This window comes from Erythrobacter oryzae (assembly GCF_030271515.1).
Classification (GTDB): domain Bacteria; phylum Pseudomonadota; class Alphaproteobacteria; order Sphingomonadales; family Sphingomonadaceae; genus Erythrobacter; species Erythrobacter oryzae.
This window is the reverse complement of sequence record NZ_JASCXI010000001.1, coordinates 457,011-476,264: the sequence shown is the minus strand read 5'-3', so window position 1 is coordinate 476,264 and position 19,254 is coordinate 457,011. Positions and strand designations below refer to the sequence as shown.

The following is a 19,254-nucleotide window of genomic DNA, read 5'->3' as shown; positions in this document are numbered from 1 at the left end:
ACACGATCAGCCGAGACCAGCCCCCAGAGATTTCGTCTTGGCGGCCTCGGGCGCACTGACCTCCATAGCGGTCTGCTTCTCGCCCGCGCGTTCATGGATGGCGCTGATCAGCCGCGCCTTGTCGTCGGTGACGACAATGGCTTCGGACTTCGCGCGCGAGAGCGCGACATAGAGCATCTTCTGATCGACCAGATTGGCAGAGCGACTGTCGGCGTGGATCAGCACCCGCTCGGCGGTCTGGCCCTGCGCAGCGTGTGCGGTCTGGACATAGGCATGACGCAAATGGGCGTCGCGGGGGTCGGCAAGATCGAGCCGCTGCTCGCGGCCATTGGCCAACGCGATGCTCGCCTGCTGCCGCTCGGGATCAATGCCGGTCACCGTGCCGCGTAGCCCGTTGATGCGCCCGGCCTCACGGTCGTTGCGGGTGAACTGCACACGGTCGCCCGCCTGCAACTCCATCGCCTTCGGCTCGAACACCTCGACCTTACCTGCGCCCCACTGGCGCAGGCGCCAGTCGATGGATGAGCCGTCTGCGGATTTGAGCGATATTGCAGCCTTCTCCCCATCGATACGCTCGACCAGGTAGGCAGCGCCGCGCGTCACGCCCTTGTCGGCATAGTCGCGCAAGAAGCGGACAGTATCGCCCGGCGCATAGCTGGCCGGATCGCGGGCCTCGATGCGCGACAGGTTTTTGGCGACCAGACTCTCCATGGTGACGGCGGGGCCGGATAGGACTCCAGCAGCTGCAAGCTCGCGGCGGACATCGGCGGTAAGCGCATCTCGCCCCTCTCGCGATGGCTCAATCACCAAGGTGCGCCCCCGCTCACTGGCATCGAGTGCGGCATAGGCCTTGGCCATGACAGCGAATCGCTCACCCTGACTGCCATGAGCAATGATCTTCCCACCACCGCGATCTAGCGCGTCGAGCGCCCTGCGGGCATCACCTTCGATGGATGCCTGCACGGCTTCGCGGGTGGCGGTGTTGGTCTGGCGCACCACACTATCGAGCCGTGCGGTGGCCATGCCGGCGGATTGCAGCTGGGTAAAGGCCGCGCCTGCGCCAACGGAGCCCAATTGCTTCACATCGCCGACCAGCACCACGCGGGCCTTGCTGTCAGCGGCAAGGCCAAGCAGCGCCGCCATGTCTCGGGCCGAGAGCAGCGATGCTTCATCAACAATCCACACGCCGCCCGACAGCGCAGCGCCATTGCGCGCAAGCTGACGGGCGACGGTCTCGCCGCGCTGGCCGAGGGCATCGCCCAATGTCTGCGCAGCGGACGCGGTCGGCGCAAGCGCGGTCACGGGAACCCCGCGCGCTTGCGCTTCGCGGGCAAAGGTCGCCAGCACGGTGGTGGTCTTGGCGGTCCCGGCATAGCCTTGAAGGCCGGTCACGCGGTGCGGGCTGGTAAGCAGTGCGCGGGTGGCCGCGCGCTGGCCCTCGTTCCAGGGGTGATCGGAGCGCAGCTCGGCGCGGGCCACCGCGCTCGCCGCTTGCTTGGCGGATAGGATCGGAGCAGCAGCCCCGCGCCCTTCGGCCTCCAGACGCAGCAACTGCCGCTCCTGGGCAATGTTCTCGGCAGTTGTAAACCCGGCAAATTCCGCGCCGCGCTTGTCGAGGAAGGTGCGCGGCACGAGCGCGCCGTGACCTTGTGCTCGCGCGACGGCTGCGCCGATCTGGGCGGCAGTCACCCGGCCCAAACCGTAGCGCCCGGCCTCCTTCTCCAGCTCGGCAGCGGCGAACACCGACTGGCGCTCACCAAGATTGGCGGCGGCAAGCGCAACGGCCTGATGCGCCGCGATCTGCCCCTGCGCGGTAAGTGCGCTGCCATGCTCCAAACTGGCCGCCACCTCCTTGCTGGCCGCGACCAAAGCTTCCCTTACGTCCTTCCCGAACCCTGCCGCATCCGCCTCCGCGCGCCAGTTCGCTACCAACTCGCCCCGCTCCAGGCTCTGCTTCGCCTCGCGGGTGTCGAGCGCGGCAATCTGCTTTTCTTCGGCGGATGCGGTCGCGCGGGTCTGGCCGCGCTCGGCGAGCCGGGCTTCAACCTGAGCGGCGCGCTCGCTGAAGGCGCGGATGACGGCGGCGGGGACACCCTTGATCTCGAACAGGGAATCCTTCCCCTGCTCGATGCCGTAGCCGAGCGCGCGCACGCCCACGGCCAGCTCCTGCCGGTACACCGCGCCGATCGCCTTCTGCAGCTGGTACAGCGCGCGCGGCTCAAGACTGCGCCAGTTGCCCTCGGCGTCCTGCGTCATGTTCATGATGACATTGTGGGTGTGAAGCTGTGGGTCCTGAGCCCGGCTCGTATCATGGCGAAAGCTCGCGATCACGAGATTGTCTGTGGTCTGTCGCTGCTCAACCCCGCCGTCGGCGCGGATACGAGTGGCAGCGGTATGGCGCTCGACATAGGCGAGCGCGGCCTTCACGGCATTGTTATGCGCCACCACCAACCGCCGGTCACCGGCCACCTCGGCCATGATCGAGACCGACTTGGGCGCGCTCATGGTGACGTCCCAACCGGGCCGGTGCTGGAGCTTGCCCTCGCGTATGGTGCCAAGCTGCTGGCCATGGGGCAGCGTGCCATCAAGGATGGCGCGGAAGGTCTCGCGATTCACTTCGCCTGTCAAACCAAGCGCCTTGGCACCTTCGCCATGCCATTCGCTGGGCGAGATGTCACCATCGGCGTAGTAGTCGTCGGCCTCATAGTAGCTTGAGGCGGCTGCCGAACTGCCGATTGCGCCGATGGTGGCAACCATCAGACCGGCCCTTTCAGAGTGGTCGCGGGATCATCCTTGCCAGCACTGCTGTCGGCCTTCTTCGGCATACGGTTCCACAGCATCTGGCTGATATGGGCCGGGACAAAGGCCGGATGGCGGGCAGGACCCCGCGCATCGATGTGCGCCCGTGTCAGCTTGATCCGCCCAACCGGCAAGGCATCGGGCAATTGCAGGAAGCCGTGATGGGGCTGCAAACGAAGATCGCTCTCGATTACGGCAGGCCGGACCACGCGGGTGCTGCCCACCGATGTGCGCCCGCTATGCGGCCCGGTCTCGAAGCTGTCGGAGGCGCTGCGCACTTCCACCTCGACATCGCCGATATTCCGCGATGCCCATTCCCGCGTGTCGCGGTCGATCAGCTGCAGATACAATTTCGAATTGCAGCAGCCGAGCAGCGCCTCGGCGCTGTCACGGCCATAGCGGCGGTGCATCTGGCCGATGGCCTGAAAGGTCAGCACCACGCTCGCCCCGAACTTGCGGCCCTCTGGGAGCAACCGGGTGAGATTGTCGACGCGGGGCAGGTCGGCCAGCTCGTCCAGGAAGAACCACATGCGGCGCCTGTCGGACGGCGGAAGCCCCAGCATGGCGCTGGCTGCGCATTCCAGCCAGCAGGCCAAGAGCGGCTTCATCGCCTCGAAATAGTCTTCCTTGCGCGGGACGAAGAGCCAGGGCTTGGGCCCCTGATGTGCGTCGAGCCCGGCAATGAACTCGCGGAAGGCAAAGCTGCCGCGATCTCCCGGCTCGCGCCACAGGAACTGCAGCAGGGTGGCAGCCTTGGCGAGCATGAAGAGCACGCTGCCTGTCGCCCGGTCAGCATCATCGGCAAAGGTGCGCGCCGATGAGGTGCCCGCCAGCCAGACCTTCATTTCCTCCTTGCCCTTGACCTGAAGCGCATCGAGCAAGTCGGGAAGCGTGGTGCGCCCCTCGGCGCTAAGCACCCGCAGGACGTTGGCGACAAGTATGCGAGACGTTTCCAGCCAGACATCGTCATCCCTTTCTCCGGTCTCGGACACCAGCTGGCGGGCGATGCGGTCGGCGTCTGCCGGATGGGCAATCTCGGAGAAAGGCGACCAAAAGGCCGAGCGCTCGTCAAAGGGATTGAGGATGATGTCGCCGCGCTCGGGCCGGTAGTAATGGGTGATGAACTCGCCCGAGGTGTCGTAGACCAAAGCCGGTTCGCCGCGCGCTTCGACCTGGTCGAGCATCTGGCGCATGACGGTGGTCTTGCCCGCGCCGGTCGTGCCGAGCAGGGCAAAATGGCGGCACTCCAGCCATGCCGGAATGCCGACCGAAGCAATGCGGATCGACCGTGCATTGCTGGCCTTGCGCGTCTTCCTGGCCAAGACGCGTTCGGCGACGATCTGCGTGCCAGTAATGAAACGATCGCGGGTGGATTCCTTGCCCTCGCTGCGTATCCAGATAGCAAAGCCAAAGCACAGCAGCATGCCGACCAGCGCGCCCAATGTGCCGCCGAGCAGCGCCCTGCCGAAAAGATCATCCCAGCACCAAAGCCATATCCGGTCATTGGCCAGCACGCTGGCCGGCACCCGCGCGGTCCGGTCGTGAAGGTGAACCGTGATCGCAGGATCGCTGCGCCCGCTGGCAAACCAGCTGACCGCCACACCCTGCCAGTGCTGATAGGCACAGGTCCATTGTTCGGACGGGGTGTTACGGGACGACAGCAAAAAGGCTCCGAGCCCGGCGCTGCCCGCAACGGTCCAGGCATAGCCGCGCCAGCGCGCGGCGAGCCCGGCGATGGTCTGCTTCAAGAGGCCTTGGCCCCTCAGAAGATTGTCGCGGTCGCGGCTCATGACAGCGCCTCCGCTGCCAGAGCGCGCTGGCGGCGATAGGCCGAGTGCGCCGCTTCGCCGATCATGCTGTCGGTGCGGTCGGCATCGCCATCACCGCGCAGGGCCGCGCGGCGGGCATAGGCATAGGCCGCACTGGCGGTGAACAAGCTGCGATCGAGCAGGGCTTCGATCACGCCAAGCCGCGCATCGAATGCCGCCATGACGTCATCGCCAGCGTTGCTGCCGCCTGCCATTGGCGCATCGGCAACCGCGCCAAGACCGGCCTCGATCACCCGCGACAGGGCCTGATAGCGGGTCAATCCGCGCGCCTCGGCATAGCGCCGGATCATCACTTCCTGCCCCATCGGCACGCGGACGGAGAGCTTGACCCGGTTCATGGCTGTGCCTCCCGGAGCGCGCGATGCGCGCGCTCCCGAAATGGCGGAAATCCGTGGGTTCTGACCGCGCCGCCGAAAGAGCGCGCGCATCGCCCCCCAAGAAAATGGCGGAATCCTGCCCTGCGAGGGCGCGTGCGGTGTGATCTAGAAGACTTGGCTCGATGCGTAGCATCGCAGCCTTTCTCCGGTTCCTGCTTGAACCCTGCTTTGCTCATTGATCGTCTCCTGTTCTGGAATTCCGGGAGGCGACGAAGTCGCGGATCACTGCGTGATCCGCTGCGTCCACGGCAGCACGATCCTTGAAAGGCTTCTGGGCAATCGAAGGCAGGTACTGCATCGGTCGTCCGCCGATCCAATCGTCCACGATGCCGTCGACGGCTCCGCGCAGGCGCTGGCGCAATTCGCGGGCGTCGAGGGGATCGAGCTTAGCCCATTCGAGCTGCCGCTCGATGTACCCGCCAAGGGGGTATTCGCGCTGGTCGATGATCAACGGCGGGCCTTCGAACTGGACGTTGTAGCGCACCCCCTTGAAGCGGTCGAAGAGCGGTCGCTGAAGATAGAGCCAGTCCTCGATGAAGCCGCGATAGGTCGCGCCATCGGCCCCAGGCCGCTTCATCTTCTGAACAAAATCATCGATCATCGGGCCGACCATTGCGGCCTGAAAATCAGCGGAGGCGACGATCTCGTAAAATAGGTCGCGGCGATAGGTCATGATAATCTCCGACTGGAATGGGGATGAGGCGAGGCGCTGATCACGGCCTCGTCGATGGCCGAGCGGACACGGTCCGCGAGGTTGCTGGCGTGCTCGGCATTGAGCCACAGGCGGGTGGTGCCGACCGTGAGGTAGCCGCCGCAGCAGGTCCCCTGCGGACCGCCGACTGGCCAGTTCAGCAATTCGATGGCGACCGCGTGGCCCGCAATCCGTTCAAAGCCGGGCGCAAGCTCGGCGATGGCGCGGGGGCGATTCAGAGGCTCGCTGCTCATGACGGCTTGCCTTGAGAGCGTTCGGCACCTTCGCTGGCGCGCTCCAACGATTGTGCACCCCCGGCAGCAGGAAGGCCAGCGATCCAGTTGCTGATATCACTTTCGCGCCAACGCAAACCACGCCGGTTTATTATGCAGGGCGGGGGCAGGGCATTGCGTGCCACCATTTTATAGATGGTCGAACGCGAGCGGATGTTGAGGGCAGCCTGGAGCTGCCGCATATTGAGGAGAGTAATTGTCGTTTCACGCATGGGAACCTCCGTTGAAGAGGTCCCTCATCATGCATATCGCGAGCTGCCGGTCGCTGCGTTGGTCACCAATTGGCGAGAAAATCTATGCGATGAAGCGTGGCGACAAACTCAGCTCAGCCTGAACGGTGTTGGACAAGGGGCCGATCACCGCCACGTACCGGCCGCCCTTCAGCTCAGCAAACCAACTGTGCGGCTTCTTGTCATGTTTCTTGCCGTCTTCAGCTGGATCGATTGAGGGGGCTTCGCCAGATATGTTGACCCTGCACAGCTGCCGTTCCTCAAGGTCGTTGATCTCGCCAGCACGCAGAAGGCGTGCGGCTTCCATCTTCAGGGTGTTCTCGAACTTCTTGACCACTTTCCCCTCAACCAGGTTTTCCTTGGACGGGGCCTCCACATTACCGGTCACCACGTCGATGATGACCTGCAACGCGATCCTCACCTTCAGCCGCTTGATCCGTTCATCGGGGTAGATGTCGGGCGTCTTGTCGAAAAGGTGCAGCAGCTCCTGTGCTACGGGAGGATGCCAAAGGTAGAAATTGAACCAATCGCCGGTGGGTTCTGGCGTGACGACGATGAAGCGCTGATCCGGGTTCTTGGTGCCAAACAATGTGGCCGCGATCCACGGATCAGAAAGCACATTCTGGCTCAGGATGAGGTCGACCGGCTTGTTGCTCACAGGGCTGGCGAACGCACCCACTCCAGAGGTCGCCAGGCGCATGATCGAATGGTTGCCTGCGTTCACCTCATGGAGCACGGCATCAATGTTGCTCTGCTGGCGGCACTTCACAGCACGTGGCCAACCCCACCAGGGAAGGCTGTACTTCCATGTCTTCGGTCGCATCCCCGCAAGGAAACAGATAAAACCGAGTGCTCCGAAAAGGGCAATGGATGACGCTTGTCCAGCAGAAAACTCGGGAGTGCTGGCGATCGTGTAGAGAATGAAGCCGAAGCATATTGCGGCGATCCACAGCAGGGCAATCGCCTGACCCTCGAGGTACTCAATTACCGTCTCGAACTGGGTCGCCGCATTCCGGATTTCGGTGACTGTGGTCGCCAGCCCCAATTCGCTGATGCGCCGGGTCACATACTCATCAAAGTCAGTCTCAGCAGATTTGCTGGAGCGCGGCTTTCCCATTGACCAATCGTAGCAATTTGGGACCGCGAGGACAACGTGGGGTAGGGGACCTGGGCGCTTCAGCGCCCTCCATTAATGCCTCCACGGTTCTTACTGGCGGTTATCGACCAACATCTGTGGATAGCGTGATGCGAATCGCGCCAGCAGAGGGGGTGGAGCCTATATGGAGCCTATAGTGAAAATTAGGCTCCAAAGAGCACGACTTGGCCGTCGTCGCCCCACTATCTAATTGAATTTATTGGGAAGTTTTGGTGGACGCACTAGGGCTCGAACCTAGGACCCGCTGATTAAGAGTCAGCTGCTCTACCAACTGAGCTATGCGTCCATTCCGAAGTCTTCGGAAATCCCGCGAGAGGGGCGGCAAGGCCGTGTCCCGATTCGCGTGAGGCGCTGCATTTAGCGGGTCTCGCCCTGATGGCAAGAGGCTTTTCGCACCTGCGGGAAATCAGGCCGCGAGACCCCGGCGCGGGGCCATGCGGTTCCAGCGATTGACCATCATGAGCAGGCCAATGCAGATCATGTTGGTCATCATTGAGGAGCCCCCGTGGCTCATCCACGGCAGCGGAATGCCCTTGGCCGGGGCCATGCCCATCACCATCAGCAGGTTGATGGCGATGTAGAAGAAGATCGTCGCGGTCGCCCCGGCGGCGAGCAGGGCGCTGAAGCGGTCCTGCGCCTCGGCCGCGACCTTCCAGCCCCATTTGAGGATCAGCGCATACATGGCGAGCACGAACAGCCCGCCCATCAACCCCCATTCTTCGGCCATGGTGGCGAAGACGAAATCGGTATGGGGCTCGGGCAGGTAGTCGAGGTGGCTCTGGGTGCCGTTGTTGAAGCCTTTTCCGAAGATGCCGCCCGAACCGATTGCAATCTTTGACTGCGCGATGTGGTAGCCCGCGCCCAGCGGGTCGCTCTCGGGATCGAGGAAGGTGGTCACCCGCGCGCGCTGGTAATCGTGAAGCGCGAAGAAATAGATCAGCGGCATCGCGGCAATCCCGAGGCCGCCCGCGGTCAGGAACCACCACAGGGGCAGCCCGGCGAGGAACATCACCACCACGCCCCCGAAGGCGATCGCGACCGAGGTGCCGAGGTCGGGTTGCAGCAGCACCAGCCCGATCGGCAGCACGATCAGCATCCCCGAGGGCAGCACCGAACGCCACGATCCGATCATCCCCGAAGGCAGCGAGGAATAGAAGCGCGCCATCGCCAGCACCACGGCGGGCTTCATCAGCTCGGAAGGCTGGATGCGGATCGGTCCGAACTCGAGCCAGCGCTGGCTCCCCCCGCCGACCTGACCGACGATTTCGACCGCGAGCAGCAGCAGCAGGACGACGAGATAGGCGGGATAGGTCAGGAGGTCGACCGCATCGCGCGGGAGCGAGGCGATGATCGCGGTCATCACAGCAAACACGGCAAAGCGGATGAAATGCGAGAGCGCGAAGGGCTCCATCGCCCCGCCGCCGGCCGAATAGAGCACCAGCCCGCCGAATGAGGTGAGCAGCACCAGCGGGATCAGCATTTCCCAGGGCTGGCGGGCGATCGGCTCGGGGATGATCCCGGTGCGCTGGGTGAGCGTGCTCATCGGGCGGTCTCGGCGGGAGGGGCGGGGGAAGCGGGAGCGGGCGAGGGGCTGGCGGCAGGCGCGGCAGGAGCGCCCGGCGGGGTGCCCGAGGGGTTGGCCTCGGGGCGCGGGGCGATCACTTCGCCGGCGATGGCGTCGGTTTGGGTGGCGGCGCGGCGCGCCTCGGCGTCGACCCGGTCGAGGATTTCCTCGTCGCGGCGCGGCGGGCGGCTGACGCTCGCGCCGCGCTCGGCGGCATAGGCGGCGTAGCGCGCCTCGAGCCGCTGCTGCGCGGTGCCGCCCCACCCGGCCTCGAGTGCAGCGAGGGCCTCGAGCCCCTTGGCCGGGTCGAACAGGAAGGTCATCACGTCGCGCGCGATCGGGTAAGCCGCGCCCGAACCACCGCCGTGCTCGATCACCACGGCCCCGGCGTAGCGCGGGTTGTCATAGGGGGCGAAGAAGATGAACAGCCCGTGGTCGCGGTATTTCCACGGCCCCGACTTGCCGTTCGAAATCGACAGCGAGACGACCTGCGCCGTCCCGGTCTTGCCCGCCATCAGCGTGTTCTCGATCGGCAGCCGCGCGCGGCCGGCGGTGCCGGGGCCGTTGACGACGTCGCTCATCGCCTTGCGGACATAGCTGACCTGCTCGGTCGAGAAATCGGCTTTGTCGAAGCCCTGCGGCCTGGTGTCGAGCGTCAGGCGCGGCATGACGTGCTTGCCGGTCGCAAGGCGCGAGGCCATCACCGCCAGCTGCAAGGGGCTCGACAGCATGTAGCCCTGGCCGATGGTGGCGTTGACCGTGTCGAAGGTCTGCCACTCGCGGCCCCACTTCTTCATTTTCCACGCCGGGTCGGGCACGGTGCCGAAGAACTGGCTGGTGACGGGGAGGGGGAATTCCTGCCCCATCCCGCAGCGCCGCGCCATGTCGGCGATCGGCTGCATGCCGATGCGCTGGGCCATCGAGTAGAAATAGACGTCGCAGCTCTGGTAGATGGCCTTCGCCATGTTGGTCGCGCCGTGGCCGCGGCGGTTCCAGCAGCCGAACACGCGGTTGCCGACCCTGAGGCCGCCGCCGCAATTGACCGTCTCCTCGGGGTCGATCCCGGCCTGCATCAGCGCCATCGAGACCATCGGCTTGACGGTGGAGCCGGGGGGATAGAGCCCCTTCAGCACCTTGTTGCGCAGCGGCACGCGCTCGTCGTCGCGCAGCATCGCATATTCGACCCCGCCGATCCCGTCGGAGAAGGAATTGGGATCGAAGCTCGGCATCGAGGCCATGCACAGCAGGTCGCCCGTGCGACAGTCCATCACCACCACCGAGCCGCTTTCGAGCCCGATGCGGCGCGCCGCGTAGTCCTGCAAGGGCCCGTCGATGGTGAGCTTGATCGGCGCGCCCTGCACGTCCTCGCGGGTCTCGAGATCGCGCACGATGCGGCCGCCCGCGGTCACCTCGACCCGGCGCGCACCGGGGACACCGCGCAGCTCCTTTTCGAACTGCTTTTCAAGCCCGTCCTTGCCGATCTTGTAGCCGGGTGTGATGAGCAGCGGGTTGGGGTCCTTCTCGTATTCCTCGGCCGAGGCCGGGCCGACATAGCCGATCAGGTGGCCGACGCTCGAAGCGGTCGGGTAAAGCCGCGAGAAGCCGCGCTGGGGGACGACGCCGGGAAATTCGGGCAGGCGGACGCTCAGCGCGGCGAAGTCCTCGTAGGCAAGGCCGCTCGCGACCTCGACGGGCTGGAACCCGCGCGACGTGTTCACCTTGTCCTTGATGTCCGCGATCCGCGCCGGCTCGAGGCTGAGGAGTTCGCCCAGCCGGTCGATCGTCGCGTCGGCATCGACCAGGCGTTCGGGGATCAGGTCGACGCGGAAATCGGCGCGGTTGGACGCGAGCGGTGCGCCGTCGCGGTCGAGGATCCATCCCCGGCGCGGCGGAATGAGTGTGAGGTTGACGCGGTTACTCTCGGATTCGAGCCGATATTTCTCGTTTTCCGCGACCGAGAGATAGCCCAGCCGCAGCGCCAGCAACACGCCCACGCCGCCTTGCACCGCGCCGATCAGCACCGCCCGCCGCTCGAAGGAGGCGCGCAGCAGCGAGGCGTTGATCATCTTCGCTGGCTTGCCGGGCCCGCGCTGGAGGAAGGGGATCTTCATCAGTCGATCTTCAGCGAACGCGACAGGCGGAAGCGGTCGAGCCCGGCCACCATCCGCGCGATCATCGGATAGAGCAGCACGCTGGCGAGCGCCTGCGGGGCGGCCACCATCAGCATTTCGGGCGTCACGCTCGCGCCCGAGACGACGAGGCTCGCCAGCCAGTAGATCACCGCAATCACCCCGGCGGTGAACCAGTCCTGCCAGAAACCGCGCCAGGGAAAGCGCGTCTCGATTACTTCGATCGCGATCATGGCGAGCGACCACAGCAGGATGGCGCTGCCGAAAGGCTGGCCGCTGAACAGGTCGTCGAACGCCCCGAGCGGCGCGCCCGCCCACAGCGGCAGCAGGCCGGGGCGCACCATGCGCCAGGCGAGCAGCAGCAGCAGCCCGAAGGAAGGCAGCAAGGGCATGGTGTCGGCGATCAGCAGCACCGGCAGGGCCGAGGCGAGCATGATCGAGCCATAGGGCACGATCCGCACGCGCCACGGATCGGGCGCGCGGTTGATCCGCAACCCGTAGATGTCCGAGCGGGCGCGGGGGTCGAGCCGCTCCATCACTCCTCCGCAGCCGCGCCGCCGGTCGGGGCGGAGGTGGGCGACGGGGAGGGCGAGGGCGCTGCGGCGCTTGCGGGGCCTTCCAGTTCGGCCACCGCCGCGGCCTCATGGATCGGCACGACCGACACGAAATTGGTCGCCGAGGGCTCTGCCACCAGCCGCCCGATGCCGCCGTCGGGCGTGATCTTGGCGATGATCGCGACCGCGACGCCGGGGCGGTAGTATCCGCCCGCACCGCTCGTCACCATCATGTCGCCGACCTTGAGCGGATTGACCCCGAGATTGACGAGGCGGATGCGGAGGAGGCCGTCGCCACGCCCTTCGGCGAAGGCGATGACATTGTCCTTGGCGCGGCGCACCGGCAGCACGCTTTCGCTGTCGGTCAGCAGCAGCACCCGCGACGAGTAGCGCCCGGTCTCCAGCACGCGGCCGATCACCCCGCGTTCGGACAGCACCGGCATCCCGGGCTTCACGCCGCTCGACGATCCCGCGCCCAGATATGCATGGCGCCGCCCGCTGGTGGCCGTGGAGCCGACAAGGCGCGCGGTGGCGACCGGCTTGCTCTCGCCATCGCGCAGGCCCAGCAGGCCCTTGAGGCGCTGGTTCTCGGCCTTGACCGCCTCGGCCTCGGCCAAGCGGATGCGGGCGAGTTCGTTCTCGCGGCGCAGCTCGGCGTTCTGGCTGCCGGCGTTGAAATAGCCCGCGATGCCAGCGAAGAACCCCTGCGAGGTGGACCGCGCGGCCGCCGTGCCGGTGCCCGCGGGGGTGACGACATCGCCCGCCAGCCCGCGCAAGGGCGCGAAGGCATCGGGCTGCCACAGCGACAGCACCAGCAGGCCTGCGCCCACCACGGCTCCCGCACCCGCCAGCAGGTAGCCGGTGAACGCCGAGAGCTGCGCTTTCTTCGAGAAGCCCGTCCGGCGCGAAGAGGGGGGCGCCATGGCTTAGAGACCTTTCCTGGCCGCGCGCGTCACGCGGTCATCAGCACGCCGCGATAGACCGGATCCTCCATCGCCCGGCCGGTGCCGATGGCGACGCAGGTCAGCGGATCTTCGGCGACCGAGACGGGGAGGCCCGTTTCCTCGCGCAGGTGCTCGTCGAGGCGGCGGATCAGCGCGCCGCCGCCGGTGAGCACGATGCCCTGGTCGACGATGTCGGCGGCGAGTTCCGGGGCGGTGTTCTCGAGCGCGATGCGCACGCCTTCCACGATCGCGCCGATCGGTTCGGAGAGCGCCTCGGCGACATGCGCCTGGTTGATGGTGATTTCCTTGGGAACCCCGTTGACGAGGTCGCGGCCCTTCAAGGTGATGGTCTCGCCCACGCCGTCTTCCGGGATCATGGCGATGCCGTAATCCTTCTTGATGCGCTCGGCGGTGGCGTCACCGATCAACAGGTTGTGGTGGCGGCGCACGTAGGAGACGATGGCCTCGTCCATCTTGTCGCCCCCGGTGCGCACCGAGGTGGTGTAGGCGAGGCCGCGAAGCGAGAGCACCGCGACTTCGGTGGTGCCGCCGCCGATGTCGACCACCATCGAGCCGACCGGCTCGGTCACGGGCATGTCGGCACCGATCGCGGCGGCCATCGGCTCGAGGATCAGGTGGACGTCCGAGGCGCCCGCGTTCGATGCCGCATCGCGGATCGCGCGGCGCTCGACCGAAGTGGAGCCCGAGGGGACGCAGATCACGATTTCCGGATAGCGGAACATCGACTTCTTGCCGTGCACCTTCTGGATGAAGTGCTTGATCATCTGCTCGGCCACTTCGATGTCGGCGATCACGCCGTCACGCAGCGGACGGATCGCCTCGATCGTGTCCGGGGTCTTGCCCATCATCATCTTGGCATCATTGCCGACCGCCTTGACGCGGCGGATGCCGTTGATCGTCTCGATCGCCACCACCGAAGGCTCGTTGAGAACGATGCCCTGATCCTGCACGTAGACCAGCGTGTTCGCGGTCCCGAGGTCGATGGCCATGTTCTGCGAGCGGAATTTGAAGAGATCGGACAGGAAGCTCATGTTGGGTGTGTTTTCCGGTAATGACGGGCGTCTTGTCGCGAACCGCTTTTCGAGGTGCGGCCGCGAGAGGTTACGGACCCGTTTATGACATGACAGCGCGCGCCTAGCGAATCCGCGGGCAAAAGGCCAAAATATTTGTCCACTGTGGCGGTGATTTTGGCGCGGCTGCCCTCGAAATTGCGGCGGCTCGTCGCTAGCCTTGCGGGAAATGCCCGAAATTCGCCGCCTCCCCTCCGATCTGGTCAACCGCATCGCCGCCGGCGAGGTGGTCGAACGCCCGGCTGCGGCCTTGAAAGAGCTGGTCGAGAACGCGGTCGACGCGGGCGCCCGGCGAATCGGCGTGGTGCTGGCCGAGGGGGGCCTCGCGCGGATCGAGGTGGTGGATGACGGCTGCGGGATGGGCGCGGGCGCGATGGCGCTGGCGCTCGAGCGGCACGCGACCTCGAAACTCCCCGATTCGCTGATCGGCCCGGACGGCGCGATCGAGCTGGTCACCACGCTCGGCTTCCGCGGCGAGGCGCTGCCGAGCATCGCCAGTGTCGCGCGCCTGACCATCGAAAGCCGCGAGCTTGGCGCGGCGGAAGGCTGGCGGCGGGTGGTCGATCACGGCGCGCTCGTCGCCGACGAGCCCGCCGCGCTCCCGCCGGGCACCCGCGTGCGGGTCGAGGAGCTGTTCGCCAAGGTGCCTGCACGGCGCAAGTTCCTGCGCTCGGCGCGCAGCGAATATGCCGCGTGCCTCGATGTGGTGCGGCGTCTGGCGATGGCGCGGCCGGATATTGCCTTCACGCTCGAAACGCTGGGGGAGGGGAGCAAACGCACCGTCCTCAACCTGCAAGGCGGCGAGGAACTGGCGACCCGCGTCGCGCGGATCATCGCGCATGAGCTGAAGGACAACTCCGTCCCCATCGAATTGGAGCGCGACACGCCGCACGGGGTGATGCGCCTGACCGGCGTGGCGGGCCTGCCGACCTGGAACCGGGGCGTCGCCGATCACCAGTATCTCTTCGTCAACGGACGTCCGGTGAAGGACCGCCTGCTGGTGGGCGCGGTGCGCGGGGCCTATGCCGACATGCTCGCGCGCGATCGCCATGCGGTGCTGGCGCTGTTCCTCGAACTGCCGCCGCAGGATGTCGACGTGAACGTCCACCCGGCCAAGACCGAGGTGCGGTTCCGGGATTCGGCGGGGGTGCGCGGGTTCATCGTCTCGGGGCTGCGGCAGGCATTGGCGACCGGCGACCGGCGCTCTGCGCAAGGGCCGGATCGGGCAGCGATGGCGCGGTGGCAGGCGGAGCCCCTTTCTTCTCCCTTCCCCTCGGGGGAAGGGTCGGGGATGGGGGGACTGCCCTATCCCGCATGGACCGGAGCACCCCTCCCCAACCCCTCCCCTCGAGGGGAGGGGCTTTTGTTGAGGGAGATGGCTCAGACCTTTGCCATGCCCCAGGGCCGCGCCGAAGAAGCCGCACCCGTCCCTGCCGAAGCACAATCCTACCCCCTCGGCATCGCGCGGGGCCAAGTCGCCAACACCTATATCGTCGCGGAGGCCGCCGATGGCCTCGTGCTCGTCGACCAGCACGCCGCACACGAACGCCTCGTGCTCGAACGCCTGCGCGCGGCGGGGGCGGCCGATGGCATCAAGCGCTCGCAGGCGCTGCTGGTCCCCGACGTGGTCGAGATGGACGAGGTCGATTGCGACCGGTTGGAAGACGCCGCCGAGGGCCTCGCGCGCTACGGCCTCGTGATCGAGCGCTTTGGCCCTGCCGCGATGCTCGTCCGCGCGCTCCCCGCCGCGCTCCCCAAAGCCGACAGCGCGGCGCTGCTGCGCGATCTGGCCGACGATATCGCCAAGCATGGGCGGCAGGAGGACTCGGGCGCGCTGCTGCTGGCCGAACGCCTCGAACTGGTGCTCGCCACCATGGCCTGCCACGGATCGGTGCGCGCCGGACGCACGCTCTCGGTCGCCGAAATGAATGCCCTGCTGCGCGAGATGGAAGCCACCCCGCGCTCGGGCCAGTGCAACCACGGGCGGCCGACCTGGGTGAAGCTCTCCATGGAGGACGTCGAGAAGCTGTTCGGGCGGCACTGATCACGCGGGCAGAAGTCCCAGAAACCGCTTGGCAATTGCGCTCCCCCGATTAAGCTGCTCCTCGGGGATCAATCAGGGGGTCGATCATGCGTTTCGTTGCAGCTGTGCTCGCGGTGCTGGCCGCGTTTGTCGTCGTGCCCGCTCTGGCACAAGCGCCGGACAAGGGCGACATGCCGCCCGAGATCGTCAAGCTGCTCGACAGCCTGAAGCCGGTCAGCGGCAAGGTCGGCCTGCCCGAAGCCCGCGCGAGCCTCGATCTGGGCGAGGAATACATCTTCTACGGCAAGGAGGACGCCGCCAAGATCCTCGTCGACCTGTGGGGCAATCCGCCGCAGGCGGCCGAGGGCGTGCTCGGGCTGGTGATGCCCAAGGGCAGCACGCCTGCGAGCGATTCCTGGGGCGCGGTCGTGACCTTCGAGGACACGGGCTACATCTCCGACGAGGACGCCGCCACCACTGACTATGACGACCTCCTCACCCAGATGCAGGAGGGCACCAACGAGGCCAACACCGCGCGCACCGAGGCGGGCTATCCGGCGATCACGCTGGTGGGCTGGGCCGAGCGTCCGGCCTATGACAAGGCGACCCATTCGGTGGTCTGGGCGCAGAACCTGCGCTTCAGCGACAGCAACACCAACGGCCTCAACTACGACGTGCGCACATTGGGGCGCTACGGCGTGCTGAGCCTCAACTTCATCTCGAGCATGGACAAGCTCGGCGAGATCCGCGGGGCGGCCAAGCAGTTCGCGCAGCACGCCAGCTTCGATACCGGCGCGCGCTATGCCGATTTCGACCCGGCGACCGACAAGGCGGCCGAATATGGCATCGGCGGGCTGATCGCGGCCGGCGCGGGCGTGGCGGTGGCCAAGAAGCTCGGCCTGTTCGGCACGATCGGGGTGTTCATCCTCAAGTTCCTGAAGCCGATCCTCGTCGGCGCGGCACTGCTGTTCGGCGGGCTGTGGCAGGCCCTCAAGGGCCGCGTCTTCGGCCGCAAGGAGGAAGAGCCGGCCTACGAAGACCAGGCTTACGAGGACACCGGGCCCGAGGCTGGCGCGCAAGAGCAGGCCGATACGGGGCAGGGCGGGTTCAGTCTTGCGAAGTCGGAGGACGAAGGCGGCGGGCAGAACGCAGCGGGCTAGCGCCGCAGCGCCGCCTTTACGTCCGCCAGCTTCCCGTCGGCATTCGCGTCCTCGGGCAGCCCCAGCACCGCGCGCAGCAGGGCGGCGACCGCGACATTGTCGAACACCGGCAGGCTCGCGCCCCTCGCGAAGGCGGGGCCGTGCGCGATGAACAGCGCAAGCATCTCGGGATCGGCATTGTCGTAGCCGTGCGCGCCGCCGGTCACCGGGTAGGCGGGCGGGCCCGAGAGGATCGTCCAGCCCGGTTCGGCAATGCAGATGATCGCCGCGACGCGCGGGTTGCGGCCGTAGTGGAGCCGCTCGGGGAGGTCTTCCTTCTTCGCGCAGGTCATGTGGTCGTGGGGCCTCAGCAGCGCCTCGGCGACGCGGTTGTCGGTGCCGAGGGCAGGCTCGATCGCGGCATAGGGCCCGGTCTCGACCGCGACGATGCTCGCCCGGTCAATCAGATCGTCGAGCTGGATCACGCGGCCCTCGTCGGTCGCGCGCATGCCGTGGTCGGCGACGATCACCCAGTTGACCGGCACGCCCAAGGCCTTCGCGCCGTCGACCATCTCGCCCACACGCGCATCGACTTCGGCGAGCGCCGCGTTCACTTCGGCGCTGTCGGGGCCGAAGCGGTGTCCGGCGGTGTCGACAGTGTCGAAATAGACCGTGGCGAAGGCGGGGCGGATCGCGGCGGGGCGGCGCAGCCAGTCGATGAGGGTGTTGACGCGCTGCACATTGGTGACGTTCTGGTCGAAGCGCATCCAGTCCGACGGGCGGCGGCCTTGAATGGCGACCTCGCTGCCCGGCCAGAACATCGTCGCCGCGCGCAGGCCCGCCTTTTCGGCGGTGATCCAGACCGGCTCGGCCTCGTCCCACCAGAAGGGGTCGAGGGCTTGGGCGGCATTGCCGAGGCTGAACATCACCCCCGGGCGGCGCGGGTCGATCATCGAATTGCCGACGATCCCGTTGCGGTCGGGCCGGTAGCCGGTGACCAGCGCATAGTGATTGGGGAATGTCTTGGTGGGAAAGCTCGGGCGCATCGGGCCGGCCGCCCCCGCCTTGGCAAGCGCGGCGAGGCGCGGGGTGTGGCCGCGTTCGAGATAATCGGCGCGGAAGCCGTCGATGCCGACGAGGACGGTCACGGGGCGGGGGGCCTCCTTGGCGGCGAGGCCGGCGGGGAGGAACAGGAGGGCGATCAGGACAAGGAGCGTGCGCATGGCGCGCCCCTAATCACACCTCGCGACAAATGCGAGACGCCGCGTGCTCACACGTTGAATTTGAACAGCAGCACGTCGCCGTCCTGCACCACATATTCCTTGCCTTCCTGCCGCAGCTTGCCCGCTTCCTTCGCGCCCGCCTCGCCGCCGAGCGTGACGTAGTCCTCGTAGGCGATGGTCTCAGCCCGGATGAAGCCGCGTTCGAAGTCCGAGTGGATCTCGCCCGCAGCTTGGGGTGCCTTGGCGCCGTCGGGGAAGGTCCAGGCGCGCGCTTCCTTGGGGCCGGCGGTGAAGAAGGTCTTGAGGCCGAGGAGCTTGTATCCGGCGCGGATCACCCGGGCGAGACCGCTTTCGGTAAGGCCGAGGGCTTCGAGGAACTCGCCCCGGTCTTCCTCGGGCATGGCGACGAGTTCGGCTTCGATGGCGGCAGAGACGACCACGGCCTGCGCCCCTTCCGCGGCGGCCTTGGCAAAGACCTTCTCGGAGAGGGCATTGCCGGTCGCGGCGTCCTCTTCGGCGACGTTGCAGACATACAGGACCGGCTTTGCGGTGAGCAGCTGGGCCTGCTTGAACAGGCGCGCTTCCTCGTCGTCATTGGGGACGGTGAGGCGGGCGGGCTTGCCTTCCCTGAGGAGCTCCAATGCCTGGCCGAGCACGCTCGCCATCGCCTTGGCCTCCTTGTCGCCCGCCGCGCCGCGCTTGGCGGCGGCGGGCACGCGCTTTTCGAGGCTTTCGAGGTCGGAGAGCATCAGCTCGGTCTCGACCACTTCGGCGTCGGCGATGGGATCGACCTTGTTGGCGACGTGCTGGATGTCGTCATCCTCGAAGCACCTGAGGACGTGGACGATCGCGTCAACCTCGCGGATATTGCCGAGGAACTGGTTGCCGAGGCCCTCGCCCTTGCTCGCGCCCTTCACGAGCCCGGCGATGTCGACGAAACCGAGCTGGGTTTCGATGATCTTGGCGCTCTTGGCGATGGCGGCGATCTTTTGCAGGCGTTCATCCGGGACGGCGACCTGGCCGACATTGGGCTCGATTGTGCAGAAGGGATAGTTCGCCGCCTGCGCCGCCTGCGTCTCGGTCAGCGCATTGAACAGAGTGGACTTGCCCACGTTGGGCAGGCCGACGATCCCGCAACGGAAACCCATGATGAAAGTGCCTTGGCTAGCTGGAAAGCGCCGCCCTTAGCGGGGAGGGGGGCCTATGGCTAGA

The 19,254-nt window shown here is 66.6% G+C and carries 16 protein-coding genes and 1 tRNA gene; 2 read left to right on the top strand and 15 right to left on the bottom strand.

The window, feature by feature from the left end:
- Positions 1-6: 6 nt before the first annotated feature.
- From mobF to PFX90_RS02305, 13 genes are all read right to left on the bottom strand, one after another.
- The gene (gene mobF, locus PFX90_RS02365; RefSeq protein WP_285710120.1) at positions 7-2,757 is read right to left on the bottom strand and encodes a MobF family relaxase; all 2,751 of its coding nucleotides are present in this window, start codon (positions 2,755-2,757) and stop codon (positions 7-9) included.
- Positions 2,757-4,547: a type IV secretion system DNA-binding domain-containing protein gene (locus tag PFX90_RS02360; RefSeq protein ID WP_285710118.1), complete on the bottom strand. Its 1,791-nt coding sequence runs from the start codon at positions 4,545-4,547 to the stop codon at positions 2,757-2,759. The genes mobF and PFX90_RS02360 overlap by 1 nt, the downstream gene beginning before the upstream one ends.
- 38 nt (positions 4,548-4,585) lie before the next feature.
- On the bottom strand, positions 4,586-4,966 hold the full coding sequence (locus tag PFX90_RS02355) for a hypothetical protein (protein ID WP_285710115.1): 381 nt from the start codon (positions 4,964-4,966) through the stop codon (positions 4,586-4,588).
- 211 nt (positions 4,967-5,177) lie between these two features.
- On the bottom strand, positions 5,178-5,678 hold the full coding sequence (locus tag PFX90_RS02350) for a hypothetical protein (protein WP_285710112.1): 501 nt from the start codon (positions 5,676-5,678) through the stop codon (positions 5,178-5,180).
- Positions 5,675-5,950 (bottom strand): hypothetical protein, encoded by a 276-nt coding sequence (locus PFX90_RS02345; protein ID WP_285710109.1) that lies wholly within the window; start codon positions 5,948-5,950, stop codon positions 5,675-5,677. The genes PFX90_RS02350 and PFX90_RS02345 overlap by 4 nt, the downstream gene beginning before the upstream one ends.
- The gene (locus tag PFX90_RS02340; RefSeq protein ID WP_285710107.1) at positions 5,947-6,201 is read right to left on the bottom strand and encodes a helix-turn-helix transcriptional regulator; all 255 of its coding nucleotides are present in this window, start codon (positions 6,199-6,201) and stop codon (positions 5,947-5,949) included. Before PFX90_RS02340 ends, PFX90_RS02345 begins: the two co-directional genes overlap by 4 nt.
- Positions 6,202-6,283: 82 nt before the next feature.
- On the bottom strand, positions 6,284-7,336 hold the full coding sequence (locus PFX90_RS02335) for a hypothetical protein (protein WP_285710105.1): 1,053 nt from the start codon (positions 7,334-7,336) through the stop codon (positions 6,284-6,286).
- A 249-nt stretch (positions 7,337-7,585) separates the two neighbouring features.
- Positions 7,586-7,661: transfer RNA gene (locus tag PFX90_RS02330), tRNA-Lys, on the bottom strand.
- Positions 7,662-7,781: 120 nt separating this feature from the next.
- On the bottom strand, positions 7,782-8,918 hold the full coding sequence (gene rodA, locus PFX90_RS02325; protein ID WP_285710103.1) for a rod shape-determining protein RodA: 1,137 nt from the start codon (positions 8,916-8,918) through the stop codon (positions 7,782-7,784).
- Complete coding sequence (mrdA, locus tag PFX90_RS02320) at positions 8,915-11,050, bottom strand: penicillin-binding protein 2 (protein ID WP_285710101.1); 2,136 nt, start codon at positions 11,048-11,050, stop codon at positions 8,915-8,917. The genes rodA and mrdA overlap by 4 nt, the downstream gene beginning before the upstream one ends.
- Entirely contained in the window at positions 11,050-11,604 is a 555-nt protein-coding gene (locus tag PFX90_RS02315) for a rod shape-determining protein MreD (protein ID WP_285710099.1), read from the bottom strand. The genes mrdA and PFX90_RS02315 overlap by 1 nt, the downstream gene beginning before the upstream one ends.
- On the bottom strand, positions 11,604-12,545 hold the full coding sequence (locus PFX90_RS02310) for a rod shape-determining protein MreC (RefSeq protein ID WP_285710097.1): 942 nt from the start codon (positions 12,543-12,545) through the stop codon (positions 11,604-11,606). Before PFX90_RS02310 ends, PFX90_RS02315 begins: the two co-directional genes overlap by 1 nt.
- Before the next feature lie 29 nt (positions 12,546-12,574).
- Positions 12,575-13,618: a rod shape-determining protein gene (locus tag PFX90_RS02305; protein WP_285710094.1), complete on the bottom strand. Its 1,044-nt coding sequence runs from the start codon at positions 13,616-13,618 to the stop codon at positions 12,575-12,577.
- A gap of 208 nt (positions 13,619-13,826) precedes the next feature.
- Here PFX90_RS02305 and mutL point away from each other — a divergent pair, with 208 nt between their 5' ends.
- Positions 13,827-15,701, top strand: coding sequence for a DNA mismatch repair endonuclease MutL (gene mutL / locus PFX90_RS02300; protein ID WP_285710091.1), 1,875 nt, complete (start codon positions 13,827-13,829; stop codon positions 15,699-15,701).
- Between the two features lie 86 nt (positions 15,702-15,787).
- Positions 15,788-16,840, top strand: a complete 1,053-nt coding sequence (locus PFX90_RS02295; protein WP_285710088.1) for a DUF2167 domain-containing protein — start codon at positions 15,788-15,790, stop codon at positions 16,838-16,840.
- Here the strand turns inward: PFX90_RS02295 and PFX90_RS02290 are convergent.
- A complete protein-coding gene (locus PFX90_RS02290) occupies positions 16,837-18,042 on the bottom strand; it encodes an alkaline phosphatase family protein (RefSeq protein WP_285710086.1) in 1,206 nt (401 codons plus the stop codon). The genes PFX90_RS02295 and PFX90_RS02290 overlap by 4 nt on opposite strands.
- A gap of 47 nt (positions 18,043-18,089) precedes the next feature.
- Positions 18,090-19,190, bottom strand: a complete 1,101-nt coding sequence (gene ychF / locus PFX90_RS02285; protein WP_285710083.1) for a redox-regulated ATPase YchF — start codon at positions 19,188-19,190, stop codon at positions 18,090-18,092.
- Positions 19,191-19,254 lie beyond the last annotated feature (64 nt).

Bases quoted from the DNA above. Each gene is read 5' to 3' on its own strand.
- mobF (WP_285710120.1), bottom strand. From the start codon at position 2,757: ATGGTTGCCACCATCGGCGCAATCGGCAGTTCGGCAGCCGCCTCAAGC.
- PFX90_RS02355 (WP_285710115.1), bottom strand. From the start codon at position 4,966: ATGAACCGGGTCAAGCTCTCCGTCCGCGTGCCGATGGGGCAGGAAGTG.
- PFX90_RS02350 (WP_285710112.1), bottom strand. From the start codon at position 5,678: ATGACCTATCGCCGCGACCTATTTTACGAGATCGTCGCCTCCGCTGAT.
- PFX90_RS02345 (WP_285710109.1), bottom strand. From the start codon at position 5,950: ATGAGCAGCGAGCCTCTGAATCGCCCCCGCGCCATCGCCGAGCTTGCG.
- PFX90_RS02340 (WP_285710107.1), bottom strand. From the start codon at position 6,201: ATGCGTGAAACGACAATTACTCTCCTCAATATGCGGCAGCTCCAGGCT.
- PFX90_RS02335 (WP_285710105.1), bottom strand. From the start codon at position 7,336: ATGGGAAAGCCGCGCTCCAGCAAATCTGCTGAGACTGACTTTGATGAG.
- rodA (WP_285710103.1), bottom strand. From the start codon at position 8,918: ATGAGCACGCTCACCCAGCGCACCGGGATCATCCCCGAGCCGATCGCC.
- mrdA (WP_285710101.1), bottom strand. From the start codon at position 11,050: ATGAAGATCCCCTTCCTCCAGCGCGGGCCCGGCAAGCCAGCGAAGATG.
- PFX90_RS02315 (WP_285710099.1), bottom strand. From the start codon at position 11,604: ATGGAGCGGCTCGACCCCCGCGCCCGCTCGGACATCTACGGGTTGCGG.
- PFX90_RS02310 (WP_285710097.1), bottom strand. From the start codon at position 12,545: ATGGCGCCCCCCTCTTCGCGCCGGACGGGCTTCTCGAAGAAAGCGCAG.
- PFX90_RS02305 (WP_285710094.1), bottom strand. From the start codon at position 13,618: ATGAGCTTCCTGTCCGATCTCTTCAAATTCCGCTCGCAGAACATGGCC.
- mutL (WP_285710091.1), top strand. From the start codon at position 13,827: ATGCCCGAAATTCGCCGCCTCCCCTCCGATCTGGTCAACCGCATCGCC.
- PFX90_RS02295 (WP_285710088.1), top strand. From the start codon at position 15,788: ATGCGTTTCGTTGCAGCTGTGCTCGCGGTGCTGGCCGCGTTTGTCGTC.
- PFX90_RS02290 (WP_285710086.1), bottom strand. From the start codon at position 18,042: ATGCGCACGCTCCTTGTCCTGATCGCCCTCCTGTTCCTCCCCGCCGGC.
- ychF (WP_285710083.1), bottom strand. From the start codon at position 19,190: ATGGGTTTCCGTTGCGGGATCGTCGGCCTGCCCAACGTGGGCAAGTCC.